This is a genomic window from Arthrobacter sp. J156, assembly GCF_056172865.1.
On record NZ_CM149650.1, the window covers coordinates 1,880,954 to 1,906,387 of the forward strand.

Sequence of the window (25,434 nt, forward strand, 5' to 3'; positions counted from 1 at the left end):
ACACCAGATGAGCGCCACGGGTGCCGGGCAGCCGGAGAAGATCGTCCACGAAGGGCTGCGCCTGGAGCACGATCCGGACCGGGGGCGCTATGCCCTGTGGCACGGGCCCACCTACGTCGGCTTCCTCGGCTATGCGCGAGGCGAGGACGGCGTGCTGACCCTGCAGCACACCATCATCAACGAGGCGTACAGCCGGCGCGGCTATGCGCGGGCCCTCGTGACTCTCGTGCTCGATGGGCTCCGGGCCGACGGCGAGCGGATCGTCCCGGAGTGCAGCTACGTCCAGGACTACCTGCGCCGCTACCCGGAGTACGACGACCTCGTCGCGGGCTGACCCCGGCGTCGACCCCTTCCACTTTGTCTCAATGAATTGATACATTGAGACAAAGCCATCGCGGCACCGCGGCGCCCAGCAGGCGCCACGCCCGCGACGAACGGACTACAAGGGGCCCCGATGAACACCGATGCACAGGGACTGCGCCTCGACGAGCTCGCCAACGCGGCCTTCGGGATCGCACTGGGGGTGGCCCTGCTCTACGCGTTCCTCCGCTACCGGGCCAGGACGCCGCGCGGCGCCGACCCACGGGACAGCGCACGCAGCCACGCGTTCTGGACCGCCCTGATCGCGCTTTTCGCCTCCGGAACGGCCGGGCTCGCCGAGATGGGCTACCTGCCGGCGCCGGCCTACAGCGGCGGCTTCGACGAGCCGTTCACGATCGAAGCCGTGGCCGCGCCGGGCCCCGGCGAGCTCGTCCTCGCTGCGGCGTCGCCAGGACTCTGGCTCGGGATCGTCTACGTCGTCGCGCAGTTCACGTGGCCCCGGCCGGCGGGCCGCGTCCGCACGGCCGCCCTCGAGGTGCGCCGCCCCGCCGATTTCCTCCCCCGCTTCCTGCCCGCCATGTTCGGCACCGTGTGGCTCGCCGCCGTCGCCGCGACGGCCTGGGCGTGGACCATGCCCGGCCGTTCCCCCGTCCCGCCCCGCCGCTTCATCGAGCGCGACGGCTCGGGCGCGATCACCTCCGAGGGCATCGATTCCGGCGCGGACGGCCTCCGGGCCGGCACGGAGTTCGCGCCGTGGCTCCTCCTGGGCCTCGTCCTCCTCGCGGCCGCCGTCGCCGTCTCGGTCCTCGTGGTTACCCGGCGCAGCCCCCTCGGCGCGCTGACCGCCGGGGACGACGCGACGCTGCGGACCATTTCCCTCAATCGCCTGCTGCGGACCGCCGTCCTCGTGGCCGGGGGCTTCTTTGCGGTCGCCGTCACCTACGGCGTCGCCGGCGTCCAGGGCGCCTTCCGCGACCGCTTCCACGCCGAACACGGCTACTACCCGGGCGACTACGTACGCGGTCTGGGGGACGACTCGCTCCCGGTGGACCTCCCCCTCGCCTGGGTCAACACCTTCCTGCCCGTCCTCGTCCTCGTCGTCGTGTTCCTCATGGCCGGCTGGTCCGCCCCGCGGCTCTCGCGCGGCCCCGGTGGCGGGCCCGGGGAGATGGATTCCGACGGCGGGGCCCGCGGCTCGGGAGCGTCGGGCGCCGGGACGTCGGCGCAGGCGCCCGACGACGTCGACCGCCCCGGGACGTTCGCCGCCGCCTCCCGGCTGTCCCGGCAGCTGCACCAACTGGGCTTGATGGCAGCCGCCTTCCTGCTCCTGCCGCTCGGGCTCGCGGCCTGGGCCGGGCCGGCCCCCGAACACGCCGCCGGCATCTCGCCCGACCTCGTCGCTGCCCTGCTGCCCTTCACGGCCTACGCGCTCGTCCTGCTCGCCGGCGAAGCGCTCGTGCGCCGCGGGCACACGCCCCGTGGCGGTCCGGCCCAGGCCCTCCGCACGTGGCGGTTCGCGCGGGTCCCCCTCGGCTTCGCCGCCGCCGGCCTGCTCGCCCTCGCGGCCGCCTCGGGGCTGACGCTCGCCGCGGGAGGACGCTCCGGCGTCGTCCTCTCCCTGCTCGTCGGCGCCACCGCCGCCGCGGCCCTGTCTGCCGCCACGGCGGCCGTCGCGTTTAGCCGCGCCCCGCTGGGCCGCGGCGACGCCGCCCAGGACCTCCGCCTGCGACGCCTGACGATCCACCGCGCGCTCCGTACGACGGCCGCCGCCCTGCTCGCCGGCGCCGGGCTGCTGCTCCTCCTGGATGCCGCCTTCTGGGCCGCATGGTTCACGCCGGGGTGGCACATCACCGACGTCCGGGAACTGCCGGACGGGATCCGGCGGATCGCCTACCTCACCGGTGGTGTCCTCCTGGCCTCGGCGGCCACGGCGTTCCTCTGGCCGAGCCGGGAGTGGCCGGCCGGCGAGCCGCCGGGGCTCCGGAGCGACGGCGGCCGCCACGGCTCGCCGGCCGCGGCGGCGGACAGCCACACGAACCCCGCCGCGGGACGCCCCTGATGTCCCGCACCGTCACCGTGGACCTCGGCGACGCCACCCCGCCCTACGAGCAGATCCGCCGCCAACTGGCCTCCATGATCGCCCTCGGCGAGCTGTCCGACGGCGCCCGGCTCCCCACGGTCCGTGCCCTCGCCGCCGACCTCGGCGTCGCCCCCGGGACCGTCAACCGCGCCTACAAGGAGCTCGAGTCCGCCGGGATGATCGCCTCCCGGCGACGCCTCGGAACCGTCGTCACCGCCGCCCGGCACCCCGCGGCGCCCGGCACGGAACTGCCGTCCGGCGTCGAACGCGCCCTCGAACTACTCGTCGAGCACGCGCGGAACGCAGGGCTCGACGACGAGTCCGTGCTCGAGCTCCTGCGCGGCCGGCTGCGGGACGGCGGGCGGACACCGCGGCTCGGCGACGCCTCCGACGCGCCGAGCCCCTAGGGTGGAACCATGCGCACCACGACCGGACCCGAACTCGCCCCCGGACGCCGGCGGCCCTGGGTGCCCTTCCTCGGTGCCACGGCCGTGTTCGCCGCGCTCGCTGTCTACGGGGCCTCCCTGTACGACGGCCTTCCGGAAACGGTCCCGACGCACTTCGGGGTCGGCGGCGAGGCCGACGCATGGGGCGAGAAATCGGTGGGGACCGTCTTCGGGCCGCTCATCGTCGGCGTGGGGCTGACCGTCCTGCTGGCCCTGCTCGCCTACATGGCGCCCGCCATGAGCCCGCCACCGAAGGATGCCACCGCGTGGACCGCCTACCGCCGCGAGGGCATGCTGCGTGGCACGGTCGCGGGCCTCGGGTGGACGTGTCTCTTCCTGGCCATGATCATGGGGGTCGTGATGTGGGCCACGTGGCATCCCGGCGCCACGGTCCCAACCTGGCCCCTGCTCCTGGGAACCTTCGCCATCATCGGCGGCGTGGTGGCCTGCTCCGTGCGCTACGAGCGCTGGTCCGAGCGGGCCGCCCGGGACGCGGGAGTGGTCCCCACCGGGGACGAGGTCGAGGACGACCGCAAGTGGATCGGCGGCGTCTTCTACAACGATCCGTCGGACCCGCACCTGCTGGTCCCCAAGCGCGAGGGCACCGGATACGGGCTGACCGTCAACGTCGGCAATAGGAAGGGGCGCGTCGCCGTCGTCGTGTTCCTCCTCCTCACGGTGGGTCCGCTCGTCCTGCTCCCGATCCTGCTGGGATAGCGTGCGAGCCCTGGGCCGTCCCGCGTCGGCAGGCGACTCCGGCGCCGATAGACTGGCCCGGTGACTATCGCCACCCCCTACGAGGACCTCCTGCGCGACGTGATGGCCCACGGCACCCCGAAGACGGACCGCACGGGCACCGGGACACGCAGCGTGTTCGGCCGTCAGCTCCGCTTCGACCTGTCCGAGTCCTTCCCGCTCATCACGACCAAGCGCGTGCATTTCAAGTCCGTCGCCGTGGAGCTGTTGTGGTTCCTGCGCGGGGATTCGAACGTCGCCTGGCTGCGCGAGCAGGGCGTGACCATCTGGGACGAATGGGCCGGCGAGGACGGCGAGCTCGGCCCGGTCTACGGCGTCCAGTGGCGCTCCTGGCCCACGCCGGACGGGGGACATATCGACCAGATCGCGCAGGTCGTCGAGTCGCTCAAGGACAACCCGGATTCGCGCCGGCACCTGGTCTCGGCCTGGAACGTCGCCGAGATCGCCAACATGGCCCTGCCCCCCTGCCACATGTTCTTCCAGTTCTACGTCGCGGACGGCAAGCTGTCGTGCCAGCTGTACCAGCGCAGCGCCGACATGTTCCTCGGCGTGCCCTTCAACATCGCCTCCTACGCCCTGCTGACCCACATGGTGGCGCAGCAGACCGGGCTCGAGGTCGGCGAGTTCGTGTGGACGGGCGGCGACGTACACATCTACGACAACCACGTGGAGCAGGTCACCGAGCAGCTCTCCCGCGAGCCGTACGCGGGCCCGCAGCTGCGCATCAAGCGCGTTCCCGAGTCCATCTTCGACTACGCCTTCGAGGACTTCGAGGTCCTCGGCTACCAGCACCACCCCACCATCAAGGCCCCGGTGGCCGTATGAGCGGGGCACACTCGGCCCAGGGCCGTGATGCGGGGACGACGCCGGACGGCTCGTCCGGGCGCGCCCGCATCGGCATGATCTGGGCCCAGGCGGGGGACGGCGTGATCGGCGACGCCGGGACCATGCCGTGGTCCCTGCCGGAGGACATGGCCCACTTCAAGCGCACCACGCTCGGCCACCCGGTCATCATGGGGCGTCGGACCTGGGAGTCGATCCCGCCCCGCTTCCGCCCCTTCGCCGGCCGGACGAACATCGTGCTGACGTCCGACGAGTCCACCGCGGCCGAGGTGCGGGAAGCGGGCGGCATCGTCGTCGGCTCCCCCGAAGCGGCACTCGACGCCGCCCGGGCCGCCGAGGGATCGGACGAGATCTGGGTCTGCGGCGGCGGCCAGGTCTACGCCACCTTCGAGCCGTTGGCCGACACCATCGTGGTCACCGTGATCAATGCCGAAATCCCCGGCGACACGACGGCCCCCCGGCTCGGGGACGGATGGAAGCGCACCCTCGCGGATCCCGACGACGGGTGGCTGACGTCCAAGACCGCGTTGGAATACCGAATCGAACTCTGGGAGAAGACCCTGTGAAGGATGCCTTGAAGGCGCTGTCCGCCCGTCCCGAGCTGTTGTTCCTGATCGGCTACATGCTGTTCCCGGTGGTCGCGCTGGTCTTCGCGGCGTTGGGGCTGTGGATGATCCTCACCGGCCAGCGCGTCGGCGGATTGGTGGTCCTCCTCCTCGTGACCCAGGTGTTCGTCCTGGGGGCGTTCTGGGCGATCAGCCAGCGGCGCAAGGCCCTGGACGCCGAACGGGAGGGACGCGAACGCGGCGTCGACAGCTGACGAGGACCTGCAGGCCGAAGCGGGCTGCGCGACTGACGCGCGGCTCTTCGACCCGAGGGTGATCCCAGGGGCCGGTGCTGGATGTTTCCAGCGCCGGCCCTGCCGGTGACGTAACCGACTGCGAAGCGTCAGCGGTCAGCCCTACCATGGAAGGCATGACTTCCTCCGTTGGCTTCGTCGGCTATCGCGGCATGGTCGGCTCCGTCCTGATGCACCGACTGCAGGACGAGGGCGATTTCGCCGGCATCGACCCCGTGTTCTTCTCCACGTCCAACGCGGGCGGCCCTGCGCCGTCGTTCGCCGAGGGCGCCGGACCACTCAAGGACGCCTACGACGTCGACGAGCTCGCCAAGCTGCCGATCATCGTGACCGCGCAGGGCGGGGACTACACCAAGGCCGTCCACCCGAGGCTCCGCGCGGCCGGCTGGGACGGACTCTGGATCGACGCCGCCTCCGCGCTGCGCATGAACGACGACTCGATCATCGTGCTGGATCCCGTCAACCGCGACGTGATCGACACCGGCCTGGCGAACGGCACCCGCGACTTCGTCGGCGGCAACTGCACGGTGTCCTGCATGCTCATGGGCCTCGGCGGACTGTTCCGCAACGGGCTGGTCGAGTGGGGCACCGCCATGACCTACCAGGCGGCCTCCGGTGGCGGCGCCCGCCACATGCGCGAGCTGCTGACCCAGTTCGGCGACATCAACGCCCACGTCGCAGACGACCTCTCCGATCCGGCGTCGGCGATCCTGGAGATCGACCGCAAGGTCCTGGCCGCCCAGCGCGGCGGGCTCGACGCCACCCAGTTCGGCGTGCCGCTGGCCGGATCGCTCATCCCGTGGATCGACGCGGACCTCGGCAACGGCCAGTCCAAGGAGGAATGGAAAGCCGGGGTGGAGACCAACAAGATCCTCGGCACCTCCAACGGCGACCGGGTCGTCATGGACGGGCTGTGCGTCCGGATCGGCGCCATGCGGTCCCACTCGCAGGCGTTGACACTGAAGTTGAAGGAAGACCTCTCCGGCGAGGAGATCGAGCGCCTCCTGGCCGCGGACAACGAGTGGGCTAAGGTCGTCCCGAACACCAAGGACGCGACCGTCGACGCCCTCACGCCGGTCGCCGCGTCCGGAACCCTGGACATCCCCGTCGGCCGCATCCGCAAGCTCGAGATGGGCCCCGAGTACATCTCCGCCTTCACGGTCGGCGACCAGCTCCTCTGGGGTGCGGCGGAACCGCTGCGCCGCATGCTGCTGATCGCGCTCGGCCGCCTCTAGCGCTCCTCCGGAAGGCCACGCACCGAGGACGACGCCGGGGCCCCGCCTGACGCACGGACGGCCGCCTGCGCGACCCCTCGCGGGCGCTGGATGGGCGCCCGCCCCGAGCTCGATCGGCGCTGGGGCCCTCAGTTCTCCCGGCGGACCCGCAGGACGTCCTCGGCCGCGGTGTCGAAGAGCCGTTGCAGCTGCTCGAGCCGGGCGTCGTCGATGTCGCCCGCGGCGTGGGCCTTCTTGCCGTGGTCCAGGAGCCGCTTGGCCTCCTTGAGGTTGGCTTCCGCCAAGTCAAGCGCGTGTTCAAGACTGGTCGAATGTTCCATGACCCCATCTTGCTCCCGCCCCCACCGGAAAGTCCACGATGTGCCCGCGCCCGACGCCGAGACGTTACCGCCCGGCGGTGGTGCCCTACAGCGGGCAACGGCCGGCAGGCCCATCGCTCGGGGAACCGCGGCCCTACCCCTCGAGGAACCTTCGGTGCTCGCGCATCCTCGCTTCGAAGGCCCGTGCCCGCGCCGTCCCCCACTCCCCCGGGAACGGCTCGGCGGCGCCGGGGGCCCAGGTCGCCACGGCCCGGCCGCCCGCGACGACCACGCGCTTGAACACCCCGTTCCCGCCCGGCACCACGCGATCGGCATGGACCGGATCGAGCACGGCGCCGCGGTCCCGGTAGCCCAGCAGCAGCTCGTCGAAACCGGGCAGCGCCAGGACCGAACGGGCTCCCGGACCGTTCGGATCCGCGCGCAGCGTCTGGGCGGTCCGGGGATCCATCCAGTAGTCGGTGCCGTCCCATCGCCGGCACGCCAGCAGGGGCGCGGCCTCCGCGATCATCGCCCGCACGGTCCCGAGCGGCAACCCCAGCCACCACGCGAGGTCCCGTTCGGTGGCCGGCCCGTGGCTGCGGAAGTAGTCCAGCGCCAGGCGGGCGGGTCCGGGGAGCGCGGCCCCGGCGTCGTGCGGGTCCACGGCGCCCGGATCAACGGCGCCCGGGCTCCGGGCGGCCCCGGGGACCCACTCGCGGTACGGCACGAACAGCTGCGCGTGCCCCGTCCCCGGCGCCGGCGGCCCCTGGATCAGGATCCTGCGGGCGCACAACAGGAACAGCAGGTGTACGCCGCGCTGGGCCCCGGTCGCCTGCCCGGCATCCTCGGACGCCGCGAAGAGTGCCGCGCGCGTCGCCCCGCCGGCGGCCGTGCGCAGGGCCAGGGGTACGATGCCGGACACGTCGCCTTCCGCGATGCCCAGCTGCCGGTGCCGAGCGGCCGCGGCGGCCTCCCATGCGGGCGGCCGTGACGTCCAGGAGCGCGTCGACGCGGTCCGTCGCCGCGGCGTCGTCCTGCCGGCCGAAGCCGGGCAGCAGCCCCTGGGCGCCCAGCCGGGCGCGGGCGATGCCGTGCGGTCCGGGCTCGCGGGCGTCCACGGCTGCGTCCCCCGCCTACAAGGCGCAGTTGATGAGCAGCGACTCGCTGTGCAGCTCGATCCCGAACCGCTCGCTGACGCCGTCGCGGACCGCGCGGGCCACGGCGAGCAGATCGGAGGCGCCGGCGCCCCCGCGGTTGGTCACGGCGAGCGTGTGCTTCGTGGACAGCGATGCCCGTCCGCCGGCGAGGTCCTCGCCCGGCGTGCCCGGAAGCCCGAAGCCCTTGGGGAAGCCGGCGCGGTCGATCAGCCAGGCCGCGGAGAGCTTGACGAGGCCGTCGCCGCCGGCCGGATACCGGGGGGCGTCGTCGGGCAGGGTTCCGGCCGCGGCGGCGTCGACGACGGGGTTGGTGAAGAAGGAGCCGCTGCTGAACGTGTCGCGGTCCGCGGGGTCGAGGACCATGCCCTTGCCGGCCCGCAGGCGCAGAACCTCCCGCCGCACGTCGACGGCCGGGGCCCGCTCCCCCGGCGCGCGGCCGAGCGCCCGGGCGAGCTCGGCGTAGGCCAGCGGCGCGCCCAGCTCGCCGAGCGTGAGCTGGAAGGACACGGCGAGGACCACGTAGCGGGGCGAGCCGTTGACCGTGGTGCGCTTGAGCAGCGAGTCGCGGTAGCCGAAGCCGAGGTCCGCCGCGGCGAAGGACTTCACGCGCCCGGCCTCGCGGTCCCACGTCGTGACGCGGGAGATGGTCTGGGAGACGTCGGCGCCGTAGGCTCCGACGTTCTGCACGGGCGTGGCGCCCGTGGACCCGGGGATGCCGGAGAGGGCCTCGAGGCCCGTCAGGCCGCGGGAGAGCGTGTGCTGGACGACTTCGTCCCACGGGTGGCCGGCCTCGACGGTGACGACCGCTCCGGCGCAGGCCGCGGAGTCGTCGTCGACGGTGATCCCCCGACTCGTGATCCGCAGGACGGTCCCGGCGAAGCCCGCGTCGTCGACCACCAGGTTGGAGCCGCCGCCGACGATCAGCAGGGGCGTCCCGGAGGCGTCCGCTTCCTGCACGACGGCGGTGATCTCCTCGCGCGTGGAGGCCTCGACGAGCCGGTCGGCCGGGCCGCCGACCGCGTTGGTGGTGAGTTCGGAAAGCAGCGTCTGGGTCACCGCTCCAGCCTACTGGCAGCCGCGGCCGGACGGGCCGCGCCGGCGATGGTGAAGGACACCACGACGAGCACCGCGGGCAGCAGCAGGGCGTTGAGCAGGCCGATCTGGTCCGCGAGCAGCCCCAGGAGCGGCGGCCCGCACAGGAACGCTCCATAGCCGAGCGTCGAGACGACGGAGACGCGGGCCGCGGCGTGGCGGGGGTCGTCGGCCGCCGCCGTCATGGCCACCGGGAAGGTCAGCGCCACACCGAGGCCCCACAACGCGAGGCCCGCGAAGCCGACCGCGACCGTGGGGCCGAAGACGAAGAGCAGGAGGCCGGCGAACGCGGTGACGGCGCTCAGCCGCATGACGGCGACGCGCCCCAGGCGCTCGATCACGCGGCCGCCGAGCAGCCGGGCGGTCATCATGGCGGTCACGAAGACGCCGTAGCCGAGCGCGCCGACCGAATCCGCGGTGCCGTAGCCGTCAGCGAGGGCGAGGGCCACCCAGTCGCCCGCGGCGCCCTCGGCGAGCGCCATGCCGAGGACCATGATGCCCAGGAGCACGGTCCGGCCCTCGCGCCACGCGCGCCCCATGGCGGCGCGGCCGCCGACGGAGGCCCCCGTGCTGGAGGTGCTCGTGACCGGCGGGGCGACGATCTCGAGGGCTCCCGTGTGGGTCGAGACGGTCTGGGGCGCCGGGGCCGTTCCCGGGCGGGCGTCCGGGCGGAAGGTCCGCGAGGCCCACCAGACGAGGGCGACGACGCCGAGGCCTGAGGCGCTGAAGTGCCAGCCGACGGGCAGGAGCAGTGCGGCACACGCCGCCCCGATCCCGGCGCCGACGACCGTGCCGACGCTGAAGAAGCCGTGCAGCACGGGCATGACGACGCGGCCGAGCGCGGCCTCCATGGCCGCTCCCTGCACGTTGGACGCGACGTTCCACACGGCCGTGCCGGCCCCGAGGAGCGCGAGCGCTGTGCCGGTGACGGGCACGCTGTTCAGCACGGTGGAGCCGAAACCGGCCAGGAGCAGGGCCGCCCCCACCAGGGTGGCACCGTACTTGATGGCGTTTCCGGAGCCCAGGCGCAGCACGATCAACCCGGACAGGGAGACCGTGATGAAGGATCCCAGCGTCAGGCAGAGCAGCAGCAGGCCCACCTCGCCGTGGCTGAGGCCCAGGTCGTCGCGCACCGTGGGCAGGCGCGAGACGAGCGTCGAGACGACGATTCCGGAGGCGAAATACGCGGACATGACGCCGTTGCGCCACGCCACGACGGCCGCATCGCTTCTGGAGGTCAGAACCGCACCACGGCCTGCGCCTTGACCAGCACCTTCTGCCCCCCGGCGGTCACGGTGAGGTCCACCCGGGCGGTGCGGGCCTCGGCGTCGAGCGCCCCGATGGCGCCGGAGACGGTGATCTCGGTGCCCGGGGCGTCCGCGGGATTGCTGCCGTCCGGGTCCTCGACGACGACGGGCTTGGTGAAGCGCGTCTGGTAGTCGACGACGGCGGCCGGGTCCCCGCACCAGTCGACGACGAGCTGCACGGCGGCGCCCATCGTGAACATGCCGTGGGCGATGACGCCGGGGAGGCCGACCTGTTCGGCGAAGCGCCCGTTCCAGTGGATGGGATTGAAGTCGCCGCTCGCCCCGGCGTAGCGGACCAGGTCGGCGCGGTTCACGGCGACGACGGCCTCGCCGATGCCCTGACCGGCCTCGAGGGTGGAGAAGTCGATGGCGGTCATGTCCTAGTCCTCTCCCCGCACGAGCAGCGAGGACACCGTGGTGGCCACGGGCTCGCCGGCGGTCGTGGCGATCTCGGCGCGGGTCGTGATCATGGCCCCGCCGCCCATGGCGCGGACCTGGTCGACGTGCAGCTCGGTGACGAGCTCGTCACCGGCGACGATGGGGCGGTGGTGGGTGAAGCGCTGGTCGGCGTGGACCACGCGGGAGAAGTCGATCCCGGACTCCGGGTCCTCGATGAGCTGCGCGTCGGCGCGCTGGGCGATGATGACGGCGAAGGTCGGCGGGGCGACGACGTCGGCGTGGCCGAGCGCGGCGGCCGCGGCCGGGTCGCTGTGGGCCGGGTGGGTCGCCTTGACGGCGGCCGCGAACTCGCGGATCTTCTCGCGTCCGACGACGTACGGCTCGCCGGCCGGGTAGCTGCGCCCCTTCAGGGCGGGATTGATGCTCATGGCGGTCCTCGGGATTCTTCGGTGGTGGGCCTGCCTCCAACCCTAGGCCACCGCCCCGCCTGTCCCCTAGCCGCGACGGCCCGCGTTGACCGCCCCGCCGCGTGCCATATGATGAATTCGTCATACCGCGAAGGGAACCCGATGAAGCTCGCCCCCGGCCAGGCCCCGTTGTACGAGGTCAAGGCCAACCTCTTCAAGGCGCTCGCCCACCCGGCCCGCATCCGCGCGCTCGAGCTCCTGAGCGCCGATCCGGCCGGAACGCTCACGGTCTCGGAGCTCCTCGAGCGCATCGAGATCGAGCCGAGCCACCTCTCCCAGCACCTGCGCGTCCTCCGCCGCCACCGCGTCGTGGTCTCGGAGCGCCGCGGCAGCCACGTGCACTACGCGCTGGCCCATCCCGGGGTCGCCGAGCTGCTGGCGATCGCCCGCCGCTTCCTCCTGGACTCCCTCGAGGCGGAGGAGGCGGAGCGGGCCGCGGCCCTCCTGGGCGCCCCGGAGCTCCCAGGAGGGCATGACGCCGGAGCCCCGGCTCCGGGGGCCGGCGCGGCCCGGAGAACGGGGGCTGCGGAGACCGGCAGGGCGTGGCCGGCGGACGCGGCCGGCCCCCGGCCGGCGGGGTCCGCGCGATGAGCTGGGCGGGGGCTGCGGCGTCCTACGCGGGCCGCTTCCTGCCGCGGCGCGACGACTACGCGGAGCTGGGCACCTCCTGGCGGCCCGATGTCGCCGCCGGCCTCACGGTCGGCATCGTCGCACTGCCGCTCGCGCTCGCCTTCGGCGTCTCCTCCGGCGTCGGCGCCGCGGCCGGGCTCGTCACGGCCGTCGTCGCCGGGATCGTCGCGGCCGTGTTCGGCGGCTCCCACGTCCAGGTCTCCGGCCCCACGGGCGCGATGGCCGTCATCCTCGCCCCGATCGTCGCCGTGCACGGGGCCTCGAGCGTGGCCCTGCTGAGCCTCATGGCCGGCCTCGTCGTCCTCGCGCTGGGGCTGAGCCGGCTCGGCCGCGCCGTCGCGTTCATTCCCTGGCCCGTCGTGGAGGGCTTCACGCTCGGCATCGGCGCCATCATCTTCCTGCAGCAGGTCCCGCTCGCCACCGGCACGCAGGTTGAGGCGGGGCAGAACATGGCCGTCGCCGCGTGGCACGCGGTCGCCGGCGCGCAGTGGCCGGAGGCCGGACTGGGGCTCGCGCTCGTGGTCGGCGTCGCCGCCGTCATGCTGCTGCTCCCCCGCCTGCACCCCGCGCTCCCGGCGAGCCTGATCGCCGTCGTCCTGGCCACCCTCGTCGCGGAGGCCGCCGCCCTGCCGGTGGCCCGCATCGGAGCGCTCCCGGACTCCCTGCCCGCCCCGGGCCTTCCCGCCGTCACTTCGCAACTGCTCTCCGAGCTCGCCGGTCCCGCCCTCGCGATCGCCGCGCTCGCCGCGATCGAATCGCTGCTCTCCGCCCGCGTCGCCGCAGGCCTCGCCGGCCCCTCCGGTGCCACGACGGGCCCGTACGATCCCGACCGCGAGCTCGCCGGCCAGGGCCTCGCCTCGATCGCCTCGGGGCTCTTCGGCGGCATGCCGGCCACCGGGGCGATCGCCCGCACGGCCGTCAACGTCCGCAGCGGCGCGAGGACCCGCGCCTCGGCGATCGTGCACGCGTTGCTGCTCGTCGTCGTCTACGCCGCCGCGCCGCTCGTGTCCAGGATCCCGCTCGCCGCGCTCGCCGGGATCCTCATGGTCACCGCGACCCGCATGGTCTCCCGGCACACGGCCGCCTCCATCCTGCGCTCCTCGCGCGCCGACGCCGCCCTCTTCGTGGTGACCGCGTTCATCACGGTGGCATTCGACCTCATCGAGGCGATCCAGATCGGCGTCCTCGTCGCCGCGTTCTTCGCGCTGCGCTCCGTGGCGCGGCTCTCGGGCGTCGCACGGGAGGAGATCGGCGGGGAACCTGTGCCCGGGGATGAGAGGATCGCGGTCTTCCGGCTCGAGGGCTCGATGTTCTTCGGCGCCGCCGAGCGGATCCTGCAGGAGATCTCCAGCGTGCGCGGCGTCGAAGTCGTGGTGCTGCGGCTGTCCCACCTGCGGATGCTGGACGCGACGGGTGCCCACACGCTCGCCGAGATCATCGGCATCCTGGAGCGGCGCGGGATCACCGTACTCATCAAGGGGATCAAACCCGAGCACGTGCGGCTCGCGGACACGGTAGGCGTCGTGCGGGCCCTGCGCCACTACAAGCACCGCTTCGACGAGCTGCCGCCCGCGATCGAGCACGCGCGCTCGCACGTGCGGCGCAACGCGGAAGCGCGGGAGGGCGGGGACGCGTAGGAGTTCCGGACGGACACGACGCCGGGGCGGCCGGGCGCCGTCTTCTCGCCCCGCGCCACGGAGGCGGCCACTCAACTGCGGGGCGGCCAGGCGCCCGCTTCCGCCGCCGGACCGCCTAACGCCGGGGCGTGGGCGGGTTGTCCCTGCGGAAGGTCTTCACATCGCGGCCGCGGACCACGAGCCCGACGACGTGCAGGACCACGCCGGTCAGCAGGATCCCGACGGCGGTGTACATGAGGGAGCGGTTCCCGCCGGCCGCGCCCACGACGGCCAGGACGATCCCCAGCAGCGACAGGGACATGGAGGCCACGACGAGCTTCTTGTACAGCGGGGAGGCGGCGTCCCACGGGGTCGAGATCATGCCGTCCATCCTATCGGCGCGCGGCGCCGGCCCCGCGCTCCTGGTCTGGTCTGCAGATCCTGCAGTGCACCACGGCCCCGGGCCCTCAGGATCTGCAGACCAGAGCGGGCGTTCTGGACTCGCGGGCTAGAAAAGGGAGTCCTGCACGGCCGGGGCCTCGCTCGCGGCCCGCGTCCAGGAGATGCGCCGGCCCTTGAGCACGGAGGCGTCCGCGACGAACGGCGCCGCCAGGCCGTCGAGACCGAGTTGGAGGCCCTGGCCGATGACGCCGGTGACCGTGAAACCGTGGGTCCCGCCGTCGAGGCGGTGCGGATAGGCGTGCTGTCGCCCCGCGCCCCACGCCGCCACGACGGGTTCCGCGGCCGACGGCAGGATCCAGTCCTCGTCGAACGGCGCCGCCTCGATGCCCGCGTCGGCGAGGACGCCGGCCAGGAACTCCCGGACCCGTGCGGTCCTCTCGCGGTGCGCGGCGGCCAGCGCCCCGGCGTCGTACTCCGCCCCGGCGGCCGAGGCGAGCCCCGCCGCCTTGCCCGCGGCGCGCACCGCCTGGCCGAGCCCGCACTCCCGCGTGACCGCGTCCTCGAGGACCCGCACCGTGCGCCCGTCGGCGGCGAGCGCCACGTAGCTGGCCACGACGGCGCCCTGCTCGGCGAGGCGGCGCCACTTGCCCGGCGCGGCCGCCGTCCCGACCTTCGCCGCGCCGTGGGCGAAGCCGGCGACGTAGAGCCAATGCGGCTGCATGAGGTAGTCGCGCAGCCCCGGCGGGGCCTGGCCCGAACGGTGGAAATCATGGATGAGCCGGGTCTGATCGCGGCCGAAGCACGGGCCGCACTGGGTGCCGCGCTCCGCCGCCGCGCCCGTCGGACAGGGGTGGTGCGTGCGCTCGGTGCGGGACTCGACGCTCGTGTGGCCGAGGCACCAGCGGCCCGGCCCCACCGTGAAGGCGAGCCGCGTGCCGGGCTCGAGCACGACGGAGTGGTCGGTGCCGTCCGCCCCGGACAGGGCGAGGCGCGGCGCGCCGTCCTGCGCCGGCCACGAGAGGCCGGCGCAGAGCAGCTGCTCAGACACGCGGCCCGTTGAGCCCGGAGGAGACGGCGGCCGCGGCCTCGAGCCACGCGTGGCGCGTGGCCGGGCGCAGCGCCTCGAAGCGGATCTGGCCCTTCACGAGCGACGGGTCGTACGGCACCGTGACGACCGCCCGGGCGAGCCGGCGGAAGCCGTAGGCGATCCGGCCCAGCTGCTCCCGGCTGCCGCGCTGCTCGTGCTGGCTCACGACCACGACGGCGTTGCGGGCCAGCTCCGCGTAGTGCCCGCCGCGCTGAGCGAGCGCCTCGAGCAGCAGGGCACCGGCCTCCGCGTGCTCCTCCACCGTGGTGCTCGCGATGACGAGCTGGTCCGTGTGGTCGATCATCCGCATCCAGCGCTCCGCCGACTCGTCGTTTCCGGAGTCGATCACCGTGAGGGCGAAGTAGTTGGAGACGGCGGCATGGAGGACGTCGAAGTCCTTGGCGGTCAGGTGCTGCTCCGACGCCAACAGCGTAGGGTCCGTCCGCAGCACGCTGAAGCGGTCCTCCGTCTGGTAGTGGACGAACCCGTCCATGCGCTGCTCGCCGGCCGGGGCGTGCGCGAGCTCGGAGGCGGAGGCCAGCAGGTCCATCGCATGCGCCTCGTGCCCGCCCTGGACGGTGCGCCAGCCCAGGGTTCCGCGGGTGCCGTTGTTGTCCCACGCGAGCACCGGCTGGCCCAGGTTGCGGCCGAACGCGGCCGCGAGGAGGACCGCCGTCGGCGTCTTATTGGCGCCGCCCTTGCCGTTGACCACCGAGATGGTGCGCGGCCGGTCCAGGCGGGCCCCGACCTGGCGCCTCCACGTGCGCTGCTGGCGCTCGCGCTCGGAGGGCTTGACGTCGAAGCCGAGACGGGCCAGCACGCCGCGCAGCCCCTGCTCCGGCGGCAGGTCGACGTCGTCGCCCTGGCGCAGGAACGTCTCGCGCTCGGTCAACGCCGGGTTCAGCTCGCGCAGTGCCCGGCGCCGGGCCTCGGGGCTGCCCAGGGTGTCGGCGGCGGGCGCGGCCGGACCGGTCGTGCCCGCGGGTGCGGGCGCGGACGGCACGGGGTCCGCGGCGGGCGGCCGTGCGGCGTCGTCGTCGGGCTGCCGCTGCGCGGCGGGCGGCTCGATCGCAGACTCGAGCGGAGCCCCGGCCGCCGTGTCGGCGTCGGCGGGGACGACCCGGCCCTGGGGCTCGAGGTCGCCGTCCTCGGGGCGGCTCTCAGCGACGTCGTCGAACTCGTCGACTGCCTCCGGATCGGGTGCGACGGCCGTCCGGGCCTGCCGCAGCCGCTCGGCGGCCTCCGCGGCCCGACGCTCCTCCTCGGCGGCCTGGCGCGCGCGCCGCAGCTCCGCCCGCGTCGGAAATTCCCGGCTCGGTTCCCCCACGGCCATCAGTCCTGTTCCCTCCAGCAGTCAACACACGTCGTTCGATGCGCGGCACACACCTGCACCAGCTTAGGCGCTGAAGCGCCGGCAGAAGGCCCGCCGGGCAGCCTCCAACGCAAAGGATCCCCGGCACGGGGCCGGGGATCCTTGTTCGGTAGCGGTGCCGGGACTCGATCCCGGGACCTCACGATTATGAGTCGTGCGCTCTAACCAGCTGAGCTACACCGCCACGAATGGAAAGGGCCCGCCCCGCGTCGGGCTCTCTTGCGAGGCGACACGGACGCGGGCCTTCCATTCAGAGCCCCCCACGGGAATCGATCCCGTGACCTCAGTCTTACCAAGACTGCGCTCTACCACTGAGCTAGGGGGGCAACGGAGAAAAACTCTACCAGCATTTCGGCGCTGCACAAAAACCAAAACCGCCCCTTGTGGCCCGTGCCATAGGGGGTCCCAGCGGGCCCCGGATCGGGAGCGGCGCGGCGCGGGGATCCGGCGCCACAGGGCGGCCAGACCCTGCGCGGCGCGGAGGGAGGATCACTCGTTGCGCCACAGCATGATCCGGGCCAGCGGACGCCACTTCGGACGGAAGGCGTAGACGCAGGCCAGCCGCAACGAGGCCGACGCCGTATAGGCCTCGAGCCGCCCCGGATCCGCGCCCACCGCGTCCGACACGGAGAGCACGTGACGCCGCGCGGCGGCGGCCTCGCCGGCGTGCAGCGAGCCCTGGTCGACGCGCAGCACGAGGTGGGCCAGAAGGTTGCCGAGGTCGAGCTCACGCTCGGCGAGCGCGGCCGTGTCGAAGTCCAGCAGGCCGATCCGCCCGGTCGCCGCGTCGTAGAGCAACTGGCGCTCGTGCAGGTCGCGGTGGCAGGGAACGAGGGGCGCGGCGGCCCCGTCCTCGGCCAGTTGGCCCACAACCGACTCGACCCGGCGCTCCAGGTGCGCCCGTTCCGCGGCGTCGAGGCCGAGCGGGTCGAAGGCGGCCAGGTGCCCCGCCCAGTCGCGCAGCACGCCCGCCTCGCGCCGCGCGTCGTGCACGGCGAAGCCGCCGGGGGCCCGCTCGCCCAGGAGCCGGGGCCACGCCTGTGCCCAGGCGCCCCACGCGGCGTCCCATGCCCCGCTGCCCGCGAGGGCCGACAGCTCGCGGCCGGGCAGGGCGCTGAACACGACGTGCCCGCCGCCGTGGCCGAGCACGCGCGGCGCGCCGAGCCCCGCCCGGGCGGCGAGTCCCGCCATGGTGTCGGAGACCCGGGCGACGGCGGGCGCCTTCCCCGGGCGCAACAGCTTCCGGTAGACGGTGCCTCCCGGTTCCGCCCCGGCCGCGGCCGCGGAGCCAGCCCTTGCCCCGGCCCCGGCGCCCGGCCCGGCGTCGGCCCGTGGCCCGGCAGCGGTCTCGCGCAGGACCGCGCGGCGTCCCCAGCGGTGCACGAGCAGCCGGGCGCCGGTACCGGGGGCGGCCAAACGGGGGCCGCCCGGGGCCGGGCGCAGGCGCGGGTCCTCGCCCGCGGGCAGGACCTCGATCCGGCCGTCCCGCACGCGGCCCGCGCGCAGGCGTCCTGCCGCGTCGGCCGCGTCGAACAAGAGCGTCCCGTCGGGGCGGGGCCAGGAACGGTCGACCTCGAGCACCTCCCCGGCCACCCGGACGCTGGAGGGCAGCGCGCCGGTCCGCAGGCCCGTACGCGCGCCCGGCCCCGTCCCGCCAGAGCCCGTCCGGGGGTTCACCGCAGCCCCGCCGTCGCCGCGAGGCGGACCCGGTCCACGACCTGTTCGGCCCAGTCCGCCCGGTTCTCCCGGAAGGGCTCGACGGCCCTCAGGAGCACGTGCAGTCCCGTCCAGGCGCGGAACGCACCGACCGCGGGCCGCAAGCGGGGAGCGCCCGCGCCATAGGCGGCGAGCAGTTCCTCCGACCGCTCCGTCCCGCGGCCGGCGAGGAGCTCGGACGCCGCGAAGCAGCCCAGGTCCCATCCGGCCGGCCCCAGTGCGATCCGGTCCAGGTCGATGAACCGGATCCCGTCCGGCCCGAGCAGGACCTGGTCCGCGGAGAAGTCTCCATGGACCACGCCGTGCGTGGACCTGTGCGCGGACCCGTCGTGGCGGGCGGCGGCGTCGAGCAGCGCCCGCGCGATCCGCCCCGCGGCCTCCCCCGCGCCGGGGACTACGGTGGAGACGGCGCGGACGGCGGCCGCGGCGCGCGCGGCGGGGTCGACGTGCCGGAACGGGTGGACGGCGCTGCGGTGCAGCCGGGCGAGGGCCTCGGCCGCCGCGTGGCACGTCCCCTCGTCGGGCCCGGCGCCCTCCCCGGCCCAGTCTCCCCAGCCGTAGTGCGGATAGACGAGGGTCCTCGGGTCGGCGGATTCCCGGGGGACGAGGACGGGCACCCCCTCCCGGTGCAGCCCCGCCACGAGCTGGGCCAGGGTGGCGCCGGCGCCGCCGTGCGAGCCGTGCGGTGCCGCGGCGGTCTTGGCGACCGCCCGCTGCTCCACCCCGGCGAGGACGCCCGGCGGCAGCTCCAGGACGAGCCGGCGCCACGGGTTGTAGTTCAGGACGTGCCCGCGGGGCCCGCCTCCGGCCTCGAGGAGCCCGGCCGCCTTGAGCGCGCGGTGCAGCCTCTTGTCCTCGCCGACGGGACCGGCCAGGAGCACGTGGCCGGGGGCTCCAGGGACCTCGAGCATCGGCAGCTCGAGGCCGCGGCGCGCGGCGTGGTGGCGCAGCTTCCCGGCCTTCGCGGCGGCCCGGGGCGAGAAGCCGGCGATCCAGCGCGGACCGCCGGGGCCGTGGACGCGTCCGACGACGGAGCGGCCGGGCTTGTAGCGCAAGTGGTCGACTGGATGGCCGTCCGTGAGCGGGTCGAGGATCCCGCCGCCCGGGGCCTCGTCAAGGATCAGGCGCACGGCGGGCAGCAGGTGGGCACCGGCGGGGGCGCGACGCACGACGTCGACGCTCATCGCCCGCCTCCTTCCCGCACGGACTGCCGGGGAATCCCCGCGGGTGCCACCGCAGCCTCAGCCGCGGGCTCAGCCGCGGCGCACGCGGGCACCGCTGCGGCACCCGGGGGCTCCGCCCCGTCGTCGTCCTCCCGCTGCCGCGCCACCCACTCGGAGAAGCGGCCGTCGCCGTCGGACAGCAACTGCTCCGGGGAGCCGTCGAGGACGATCCGCCCGCGCTCCATCCACAGGATCCGGTCCGCGGCCAGGGCGGTCGCGGCATCGTGGGTGATGCTGACCGTGGTGCGCCCCTCCGCGAGGCGCTCGAGGGCGTCCAGGACGTGGCCCGCGGACTCGGGATCGAGCCCCGTCGTGGCCTCGTCGAGCACCACGACGGCCGAGTCGCGCAGCATGGCGCGGGCGATCGCGATCCGCTGCCGCTGCCCGCCGGACAGGGTGCCGCCGCGCTCGCCGACGTGGGTGTCGTAGGCGTCGGGGAACTCGTGGATGAAGTCGTGGGCGTGGGCGCGCCGGGCGGCGTCCATGATCTCCTCCTCGCCGGCGTCGAGCCGGCCGTAGCGGATGTTGTCGCGGATCGTCCCGTTGAACAGGACCGATTCCTGGGGCACGAGTCCCACGAGGGAGCGCAGCGAGGACAGCGTGATGCGGCGCAGGTCCAGCCCGTCGAGCGCCACGGTCCCGGCGCTCGGCTCCAGCAGGCGGTTCAGCAGCAGGGACAACGTGGACTTGCCCGAGCCGGACGGGCCGATCACGGCGACCTTCTGCCCGGCGGGGATCACGAGGTCCACGCCCCGCAGCACGTCCTCGCCGCCGGCGTACCCGGCGCGCACGCCGCGCAGCTCGATCCGCCCGTCGGCGCGGGCCAGGCCGCGCGATCCCGGGCCGTCGGCGATGGTGACGGGCACGTCGAGGAGGTCCGCCACGCGCTCGCCAGACGCGGCCGCGCGGGCGATCCGTCCCGTGTACTTGGCCATGTCCCGCAGCGGCTTCATGGCCGTCTTGAGGTAGGTCAGGAAGATGACCAGGTCGCCCGGCGTCATGCCGCCGTCGAGGACGCGCCAGCCGCCGCCGAACAGGACCGCGGCGGTCGCGAAGCCGACGATCACGTCGGTGCGGCGCTCGAGCCCGGCCGCGAGCCGCTTGGCCTTGACGCCGTCCTTGAGGGTCTTCTGGTTCGAGCCTGCGAAGCGGCCCTCGAGCTCGCGCTCGAGCCCGTAGGCGTGGACCACGCGCATGGCGCCGAGGCTCTCCTGGGCGATGTTCGCGAGCTGGCCCTCGCCCTTGCGCGTCTTGCGGGACGCGCCCGTGATGCTGGAGGTGCTGCCGCGGGACAACAGGGCGTAGGCGGCCGCGGCCACGACGACGACGAGCGCGAGCAGCGGGTCGAGCCAGAACATCACCCCGGCCATCGCGAGGAGCGTGACGACGTTGGCCAGCAGCGGCAGCCCCGCGGTCACGGCGACCTCCTGCAGCTTGCCGACGTCGCCGACGAGGCGCTGTACCGTGTCGCCCGTCCGGGAGCCTGCATGGAACGTGCCGGGCAGGGCCTGGACATGGGCGAACACGCGCTGGCGCAGAGACGTCGCGACGCGGGAGCCGGCGAGCGCGAACGCGATCGTGGACAGGTAGTTGCACAGGGCCCGCAGCCCGACGACCACGACGACCGCCGCAGCGCAGGCCGCGAGGAGCTGCACCGTGGCGCCGGCGATCCCGTCGCCGAGGTCCGCCCCGAGGCTGCGCGTGACGGCATCGACCACGAACTTCACGGGCCACGGTTCGAGGACGCGGAAGGCGACCTCGAACAAGAGGGCCACGACGCCTCCGGCCATCAGACGGCCGTTGCCGCCCACGTGCGGGCGGAGGATGGCGAGGGTGCGGCGGAAGGCGCGGGGCTTGTCCGCCCCGCCCTTCCCGGGGGCCGGGGGCGCCTCGCGTGTAGGGTCCGGCGCCTCCGGCGTTCCGGGGCCGGACGACGCCGGGGCCCGGCCGAGGGTGGTCCCGGCGGCATCGCGCCGGGGTGCTTCGGTGCTCATGCGGAGACCTCCTCGTCGACGATGCGCGGCGCCGCGGCCGGGAACGGATCGAGCCCGTCGAGGATGCGGTCCAGCACGCGGTCCCAGCCGTGGTGCTCCACGGCCTCGGCGCGGGCGGCCCGGGCCATCCCCTCCCGACGCGCAGGGTCGGCGGCCAGGGCGTCGAGCGCGGCGGCGAGGGCACCGGCGTCGGACGGCTCCACGAGCACCCCGGTGCGGCCGTCGTCGACGATGCCCGGCACCTGCCCGACGCGGCTGCCGACGACGGGCAGCCCCGCCGCGAGGTACTCGTAGATCTTCAGCGGCGAGAAGTAGGACTCGGCCTCGCTCGCTGCCGGGTAGGGAGCGGCCGCGAGCTCGGCGTCGCCGAGCAGCGGCCCGATCCGCTCCGGGGCGACGGCGCCCGTGAACTCGACGCGGCCCGCGGCGGCGGGACCGAGCGCCGCGGCCCGGTCCTCGAGCGCCCCGCGCAGGGGGCCGTCGCCGACGATCCGCAGGCGCCAGCGGCCGGCCGAAGCGGCCACGGCGTCGATCAGCGTCTCCACGCCGTGCCACGGCTTGAGCGTGCCGACGAAGACGACGGTCGGCACCGCGGACGGCGCGGTCCCGGTTCCGGGGCGGATCCGGTCCGTGTTGACGCCGTTGGCGACGACGCGGACGCGGTCGGCGGCCCCGACCGGCGCGTGGCCGCGCGCCCAGTCGGCGACCGCGCCGGAGACGCAGACGGTCCGCACGGCCGCCCCGATCTGGGCGCGGGCGACCTCGAGGGCCCGGCCCTCGTGGTGGAGCTCGCGGTGCCGGCGCTGCTCGTCGATGAGCGGCGCGTTGACCTCGAGGATCCCCGGAACGCCTTGGCCGCCGAGCTCGGCGAGGACCGTGCTGAAGAGGCTGTAGCGCTCGTAGACGAGGTCGGCGCCGTCGTCAGCGATCCTGCGGGCGGCCTCCCTGGAGGCCCGGATCTGGGCCAGCTCCCGCTCGGCGGCGGGGCCGCGGCCGAGCCGGCGCTCCACGACGCGCAGCCCGTCGAGGTCCGCCGGCGGCGCGCCGCCGGTCCGCGCGCAGTACAGGGTCACGGCCGCGCCGCGGGCCCGCAGGGCGCGGACGATCTCCTGGACGTGGACGGAGGCGCCCTTGGACCCGAACACGGGGATGCCCGGATCGAGGCACACGTAGGCGACGCGCAGGCCGTCGAGGTCGCGCGGCGGCACGTCCGCGCGGCGTTCGCCGCCCGCCGGCCGCGCCGTCCGCCCCGCCACGGCAGGTCCGCGGTGGACCGCGGGGTCCGCGGCGTTGACCGCGGCGACAGGGCCGGCCGTGTCCTCGAGGCGGGCCAGGGCGCGCGCCTGCCGCGCGGAGTCGAAGCGCTCCTCGATCAGGGCCCGTGCGGACCGGGCCAGGCCGACGCGGTCGAAGTCCCCTCCGGCCGCGGCCTCCAGGGCCTCGGCCAGGGCCGGCACGTCTCCGGGCTCGAGCAGGACGCCCGTGGCCGGGCCGGCCGCGCCGTGGCGCCCGGGCACCGCGCCCAGGGCGGGACCGGCGTCGGCCACCCCTCCCGGAACTCCCGGAGCCCCTGGGTGGACCGCTTCCGGGATGCCCGTGACCGAGGTCGCGATGCAGGGCACGCCCATGGCCATGGCCTCGAGCAGGACGGTCGGCAGCCCGTCGGCATTGCCGTCGGCGCCCACGACGCACGGGGCGGCGAAGACGTCCGCCCACTCGAGGAGCGAGCGCACCTCGGCCTGCGTGCACGCGCCGAGCAGCTCGGCCCTCACGCTCCCGGCCAGCCGGGCCGCGCGGCTCCTCAGCCCGTCCTCGAGCTCGCCCTCTCCCGCGATGCGCAGCTCGGCGGGAACCCCGCGGCGTCCCAGCTCCGCGACGGCGTCGAGCAGCTGGGCGAAGCCCTTCTTCTCCACGAGCCGGCCGACCGCGGCGATCCGCAGCGGTCCCCGGACGGGCCGCGGCTCCGTGAACGGGAAGCGCTCGAGCTCCAGCCCGTTGTACAAGAGGTGGACCTTGTCGACGTGCTCCGGATAGGCCGCGGCCAGGTGCTCGAGGTTGTAGCGGCTGATCGTCACCACGTGGTGCGCCCGGCCGAGCATCCGGCCGAGCCGCCCCGCGTCGACCGACTCGTGGAAGAGGTCCTTCGCGTGCGTCGTCACCGAGAACGGGATCCCCGACATCAGCGACGCGAGCTCGGCCGTCCTGCCCGCGAGCGAGGCGAAGTGCGCGTGCAGGTGCGTGATGCCCGAGCGGACCGCGGCGGTCGCGAGGGCCGCCGCCTGGTGGACCTCGTCGGCGTCGTACCCCGACAGCTCCGGAAGCAGTCGGGCGAAACGGGCGTCGAAGCCCGGCACCGTCGCCGAGGCCTCCGCGAGCACCGCCCACCCCTCGGTGAGCTTGCGTGCCCGCGCCACGAAGCGCACGGGAGCCTTGACGCGGGCCAGCTCCGGGTGGAACCGCGTGTCGCTCGTGGGGCGCAGCGCGAAGACCTCCAGCTGCTCCCCCGCGGCCTCGCGGGCCAGGAGCTCGGTCACGATGAACGTCTCGGAGAAGCGCGGGTACACCTTGACGACGTAGCCCGTGCGGTGTGCGGTATCAGGCCGTTGCATGGAGGGGTTCCTTTCCGGTGGGGGCCAGCCGGGCCGCGGAGCGCGCGTCGGCGGCCGCGAGGCGGGCGGCGTGGGAGGCGACGGCGGCGAGGCCGTCGAGGTCGAGCCGGGATCGCGCCGCGTGCTGTGCGGCGGGGACGCCCGGCGTCGTCCCCTCCGGGAAGGCCGCTGCGACGGCGGCGGGCCGGGCGCGGGAAACGGCGGGCCCCGGCGTCGTACTCTCCGGGGAATCGGGCGCGACGGCGGCGGCGAACCAGGAGGCGAGCGCCTCCGGCGTCGCGTCCCCGGCGCGCAGGAGGTCGACGGCGCCGCTGCCGGCCAGGGCCGACGCCCGGATGAGCTGCTCGCGGCGCGGCTCCTCGCGCGGGACGACGAGGGCCGGCGTGCCCGAGCCGAGGACCTCGCAGACGGTGTTGTAGCCGCCCATCACGACGACCGCCGCGGCCGCCTCGACATAGCCGAGCCCGTCCGGCACGGAATCGACGACGCGCGTGCCCGGAGCGGCCAGCGCCTGGACGCGGCGGCGCGCGGCCGGCGGCATCTGCGGGCCCGTGACCACGAGGTGCCGGTACCCGTCCGGGATCGACGCCGCGGCCGCCGCGGCGGTCAGCGCGAAGCCGTCCGAGCCGCCGCCGACCATCGTCACGAGGAACGGCCGCTCCGTCTCGGGCGGCGACGCGCCGTGGCGTCCGAGGGACAGGTACCCGGTGAAGCGGAGCAGATCCGCGAGGTCGGGCGGGATCTCGCCGCTCGCCAGGGGATCGTGGGCCGCGGGATCGCCGTAGACCCAGAGTTCGTCGAACACGGTGCGGATTCGGTCCACGCCGATGCGGGCCCACTCCGCGGCGGCCGTCTGGGGATCGTCGAGGACCTCGCGCAGGCCGAGCACAACGCGGCAGTCCGGGTTCTCGCGGCGAAGCCTCGCGAGCGGGGCGTCGAGCTCCCCGTCGACGCCGAACGCGTGGCGGTCGACGATCATCACGTGCGGGCGGAAGGCGCCCAGCGTCCCGTCGATGAGGGAGGAACGGACGTCCATGAGGCGCCCCATCCCGACGTTGAGCGTGCGGGGCGCGTAGCGGCCGCGGCTCTTGCGGATGCCGGGCATGACCACCCAGTCCCAGCCCTCGGGGCAGGCGTACGACGTCGCGCTCCGCTCGCCCGTGATGAGCAGCCCCGAGACGCGGCGGCCCGTCGCGGCGGGGAGCCGGTCCGCGAGCGCGTGGGCGATGGCCAGGTTCCGGCGCGTGTGCCCCAGCCCCACCGAATCGTGGGAGTACAGGACCACCCTCAAGCCCGGTCCGTGCGGGTCCATGTCCATCGCTGAGCCATCCTCTCAAGCACCCCGGCCGTCCGGGACGCCCCGGCGGGGCGTCCATCCAGCCTGTGGGCCGGACATGAGCCGGACATGAAGGCCCGATGAGAGAGCTCTCATGTGGGCGGTCCGGGGGTCAGCGGGGACGGCCGAGGCCGGGCACCCTCGATGGGTGCCCGGCCTCGTGTGCCTGGTCGGCGGCGGACGCCGCC

Annotated in this window: 24 protein-coding genes and 2 tRNA genes; 10 read left to right on the plus strand and 16 right to left on the minus strand. The window is 74.6% G+C overall.

All coding sequences use genetic code 11. The features are described 5' to 3' along the window. Positions 1 to 7: 7 nt before the first annotated feature. The 8 genes from AC0QR5_RS08535 to asd all read left to right on the plus strand — a co-directional run bounded on the left by AC0QR5_RS08535 (position 8) and on the right by asd (position 6,540). A complete protein-coding gene (locus AC0QR5_RS08535) occupies positions 8 to 334 on the plus strand; it encodes a GNAT family N-acetyltransferase (protein WP_329860658.1) in 327 nt (108 codons plus the stop codon). A 120-nt stretch (positions 335 to 454) separates the two neighbouring features. Continuing rightward, a complete protein-coding gene (locus tag AC0QR5_RS08540; RefSeq protein WP_329860659.1) occupies positions 455 to 2,380 on the plus strand; it encodes a hypothetical protein in 1,926 nt (641 codons plus the stop codon). Further along, positions 2,380 to 2,808, plus strand: coding sequence for a GntR family transcriptional regulator (locus AC0QR5_RS08545; protein ID WP_329860661.1), 429 nt, complete (start codon positions 2,380 to 2,382; stop codon positions 2,806 to 2,808). Before AC0QR5_RS08540 ends, AC0QR5_RS08545 begins: the two co-directional genes overlap by 1 nt. Before the next feature lie 9 nt (positions 2,809 to 2,817). Further along, positions 2,818 to 3,564 (plus strand): DUF1648 domain-containing protein, encoded by a 747-nt coding sequence (locus AC0QR5_RS08550; protein WP_329860663.1) that lies wholly within the window; start codon positions 2,818 to 2,820, stop codon positions 3,562 to 3,564. A 60-nt stretch (positions 3,565 to 3,624) separates the two neighbouring features. Further along, the gene (locus AC0QR5_RS08555) at positions 3,625 to 4,428 is read left to right on the plus strand and encodes a thymidylate synthase (RefSeq protein ID WP_329860664.1); all 804 of its coding nucleotides are present in this window, start codon (positions 3,625 to 3,627) and stop codon (positions 4,426 to 4,428) included. Continuing rightward, a complete protein-coding gene (locus AC0QR5_RS08560) occupies positions 4,425 to 5,012 on the plus strand; it encodes a dihydrofolate reductase (protein ID WP_329860665.1) in 588 nt (195 codons plus the stop codon). Before AC0QR5_RS08555 ends, AC0QR5_RS08560 begins: the two co-directional genes overlap by 4 nt. Further along, the gene (locus AC0QR5_RS08565; protein ID WP_329860666.1) at positions 5,009 to 5,266 is read left to right on the plus strand and encodes an NF038396 family protein; all 258 of its coding nucleotides are present in this window, start codon (positions 5,009 to 5,011) and stop codon (positions 5,264 to 5,266) included. Before AC0QR5_RS08560 ends, AC0QR5_RS08565 begins: the two co-directional genes overlap by 4 nt. A gap of 191 nt (positions 5,267 to 5,457) precedes the next feature. Next, the gene (asd, locus tag AC0QR5_RS08570) at positions 5,458 to 6,540 is read left to right on the plus strand and encodes an aspartate-semialdehyde dehydrogenase (protein ID WP_475372518.1); all 1,083 of its coding nucleotides are present in this window, start codon (positions 5,458 to 5,460) and stop codon (positions 6,538 to 6,540) included. A gap of 128 nt (positions 6,541 to 6,668) precedes the next feature. On the opposite strand, the gene AC0QR5_RS08575 is transcribed toward asd, so the two are convergent. From AC0QR5_RS08575 to AC0QR5_RS08600, 6 genes are all read right to left on the minus strand, one after another. Then, positions 6,669 to 6,860: a hypothetical protein gene (locus tag AC0QR5_RS08575; RefSeq protein WP_329860668.1), complete on the minus strand. Its 192-nt coding sequence runs from the start codon at positions 6,858 to 6,860 to the stop codon at positions 6,669 to 6,671. A gap of 133 nt (positions 6,861 to 6,993) precedes the next feature. Continuing rightward, positions 6,994 to 7,761, minus strand: coding sequence for a DNA glycosylase AlkZ-like family protein (locus tag AC0QR5_RS08580; RefSeq protein WP_475372455.1), 768 nt, complete (start codon positions 7,759 to 7,761; stop codon positions 6,994 to 6,996). Positions 7,762 to 7,972: 211 nt separating this feature from the next. Further along, the gene (locus AC0QR5_RS08585) at positions 7,973 to 9,052 is read right to left on the minus strand and encodes a UDP-N-acetylmuramate dehydrogenase (RefSeq protein WP_329860669.1); all 1,080 of its coding nucleotides are present in this window, start codon (positions 9,050 to 9,052) and stop codon (positions 7,973 to 7,975) included. Next, complete coding sequence (locus tag AC0QR5_RS08590; protein WP_329860670.1) at positions 9,049 to 10,281, minus strand: MFS transporter; 1,233 nt, start codon at positions 10,279 to 10,281, stop codon at positions 9,049 to 9,051. Before AC0QR5_RS08590 ends, AC0QR5_RS08585 begins: the two co-directional genes overlap by 4 nt. A gap of 44 nt (positions 10,282 to 10,325) precedes the next feature. Continuing rightward, positions 10,326 to 10,772: a MaoC family dehydratase gene (locus AC0QR5_RS08595; protein ID WP_329860672.1), complete on the minus strand. Its 447-nt coding sequence runs from the start codon at positions 10,770 to 10,772 to the stop codon at positions 10,326 to 10,328. Positions 10,773 to 10,775: 3 nt separating this feature from the next. Further along, positions 10,776 to 11,222, minus strand: coding sequence for an FAS1-like dehydratase domain-containing protein (locus tag AC0QR5_RS08600; RefSeq protein WP_329860673.1), 447 nt, complete (start codon positions 11,220 to 11,222; stop codon positions 10,776 to 10,778). Between the two features lie 141 nt (positions 11,223 to 11,363). Between AC0QR5_RS08600 and AC0QR5_RS08605 the strand changes: the two genes are divergently transcribed. Both AC0QR5_RS08605 and AC0QR5_RS08610 read left to right on the plus strand, forming a co-directional pair. Further along, a complete protein-coding gene (locus AC0QR5_RS08605; protein ID WP_329860674.1) occupies positions 11,364 to 11,852 on the plus strand; it encodes a metalloregulator ArsR/SmtB family transcription factor in 489 nt (162 codons plus the stop codon). Further along, the gene (locus AC0QR5_RS08610) at positions 11,849 to 13,528 is read left to right on the plus strand and encodes a SulP family inorganic anion transporter (RefSeq protein WP_329860695.1); all 1,680 of its coding nucleotides are present in this window, start codon (positions 11,849 to 11,851) and stop codon (positions 13,526 to 13,528) included. Before AC0QR5_RS08605 ends, AC0QR5_RS08610 begins: the two co-directional genes overlap by 4 nt. Positions 13,529 to 13,643: 115 nt before the next feature. On the opposite strand, the gene AC0QR5_RS08615 is transcribed toward AC0QR5_RS08610, so the two are convergent. The 10 genes from AC0QR5_RS08615 to AC0QR5_RS08660 form a co-directional block, all read right to left on the minus strand. Beyond that, positions 13,644 to 13,889 carry a hypothetical protein gene (locus AC0QR5_RS08615; RefSeq protein ID WP_329860675.1) on the minus strand — a complete coding sequence of 82 codons (246 nt, stop codon included), beginning with the start codon at positions 13,887 to 13,889 and terminating at the stop codon, positions 13,644 to 13,646. Between the two features lie 126 nt (positions 13,890 to 14,015). Continuing rightward, positions 14,016 to 14,957 (minus strand): DUF2797 domain-containing protein, encoded by a 942-nt coding sequence (locus AC0QR5_RS08620; protein WP_430633505.1) that lies wholly within the window; start codon positions 14,955 to 14,957, stop codon positions 14,016 to 14,018. Then, the gene (locus tag AC0QR5_RS08625; protein ID WP_329860677.1) at positions 14,950 to 16,329 is read right to left on the minus strand and encodes an ATPase; all 1,380 of its coding nucleotides are present in this window, start codon (positions 16,327 to 16,329) and stop codon (positions 14,950 to 14,952) included. The genes AC0QR5_RS08620 and AC0QR5_RS08625 overlap by 8 nt, the downstream gene beginning before the upstream one ends. Positions 16,330 to 16,478: 149 nt before the next feature. Then, positions 16,479 to 16,552, minus strand: a tRNA-Met gene (locus AC0QR5_RS08630). 70 nt (positions 16,553 to 16,622) lie between these two features. Then, a tRNA-Thr gene (locus AC0QR5_RS08635) sits at positions 16,623 to 16,694 on the minus strand. A 163-nt stretch (positions 16,695 to 16,857) separates the two neighbouring features. Next, entirely contained in the window at positions 16,858 to 18,045 is a 1,188-nt protein-coding gene (locus tag AC0QR5_RS08640) for a phosphotransferase (RefSeq protein ID WP_475372456.1), read from the minus strand. Next, positions 18,042 to 19,268, minus strand: coding sequence for a hypothetical protein (locus tag AC0QR5_RS08645; RefSeq protein WP_329860679.1), 1,227 nt, complete (start codon positions 19,266 to 19,268; stop codon positions 18,042 to 18,044). The genes AC0QR5_RS08640 and AC0QR5_RS08645 overlap by 4 nt, the downstream gene beginning before the upstream one ends. Next, positions 19,265 to 21,301 (minus strand): ABC transporter ATP-binding protein, encoded by a 2,037-nt coding sequence (locus tag AC0QR5_RS08650; protein WP_329860681.1) that lies wholly within the window; start codon positions 21,299 to 21,301, stop codon positions 19,265 to 19,267. Before AC0QR5_RS08650 ends, AC0QR5_RS08645 begins: the two co-directional genes overlap by 4 nt. Further along, a complete protein-coding gene (locus AC0QR5_RS08655) occupies positions 21,298 to 23,910 on the minus strand; it encodes a glycosyltransferase (RefSeq protein WP_430970695.1) in 2,613 nt (870 codons plus the stop codon). The genes AC0QR5_RS08650 and AC0QR5_RS08655 overlap by 4 nt, the downstream gene beginning before the upstream one ends. Beyond that, complete coding sequence (locus tag AC0QR5_RS08660; RefSeq protein ID WP_430970696.1) at positions 23,897 to 25,228, minus strand: glycosyltransferase family protein; 1,332 nt, start codon at positions 25,226 to 25,228, stop codon at positions 23,897 to 23,899. Before AC0QR5_RS08660 ends, AC0QR5_RS08655 begins: the two co-directional genes overlap by 14 nt. Positions 25,229 to 25,434 lie beyond the last annotated feature (206 nt).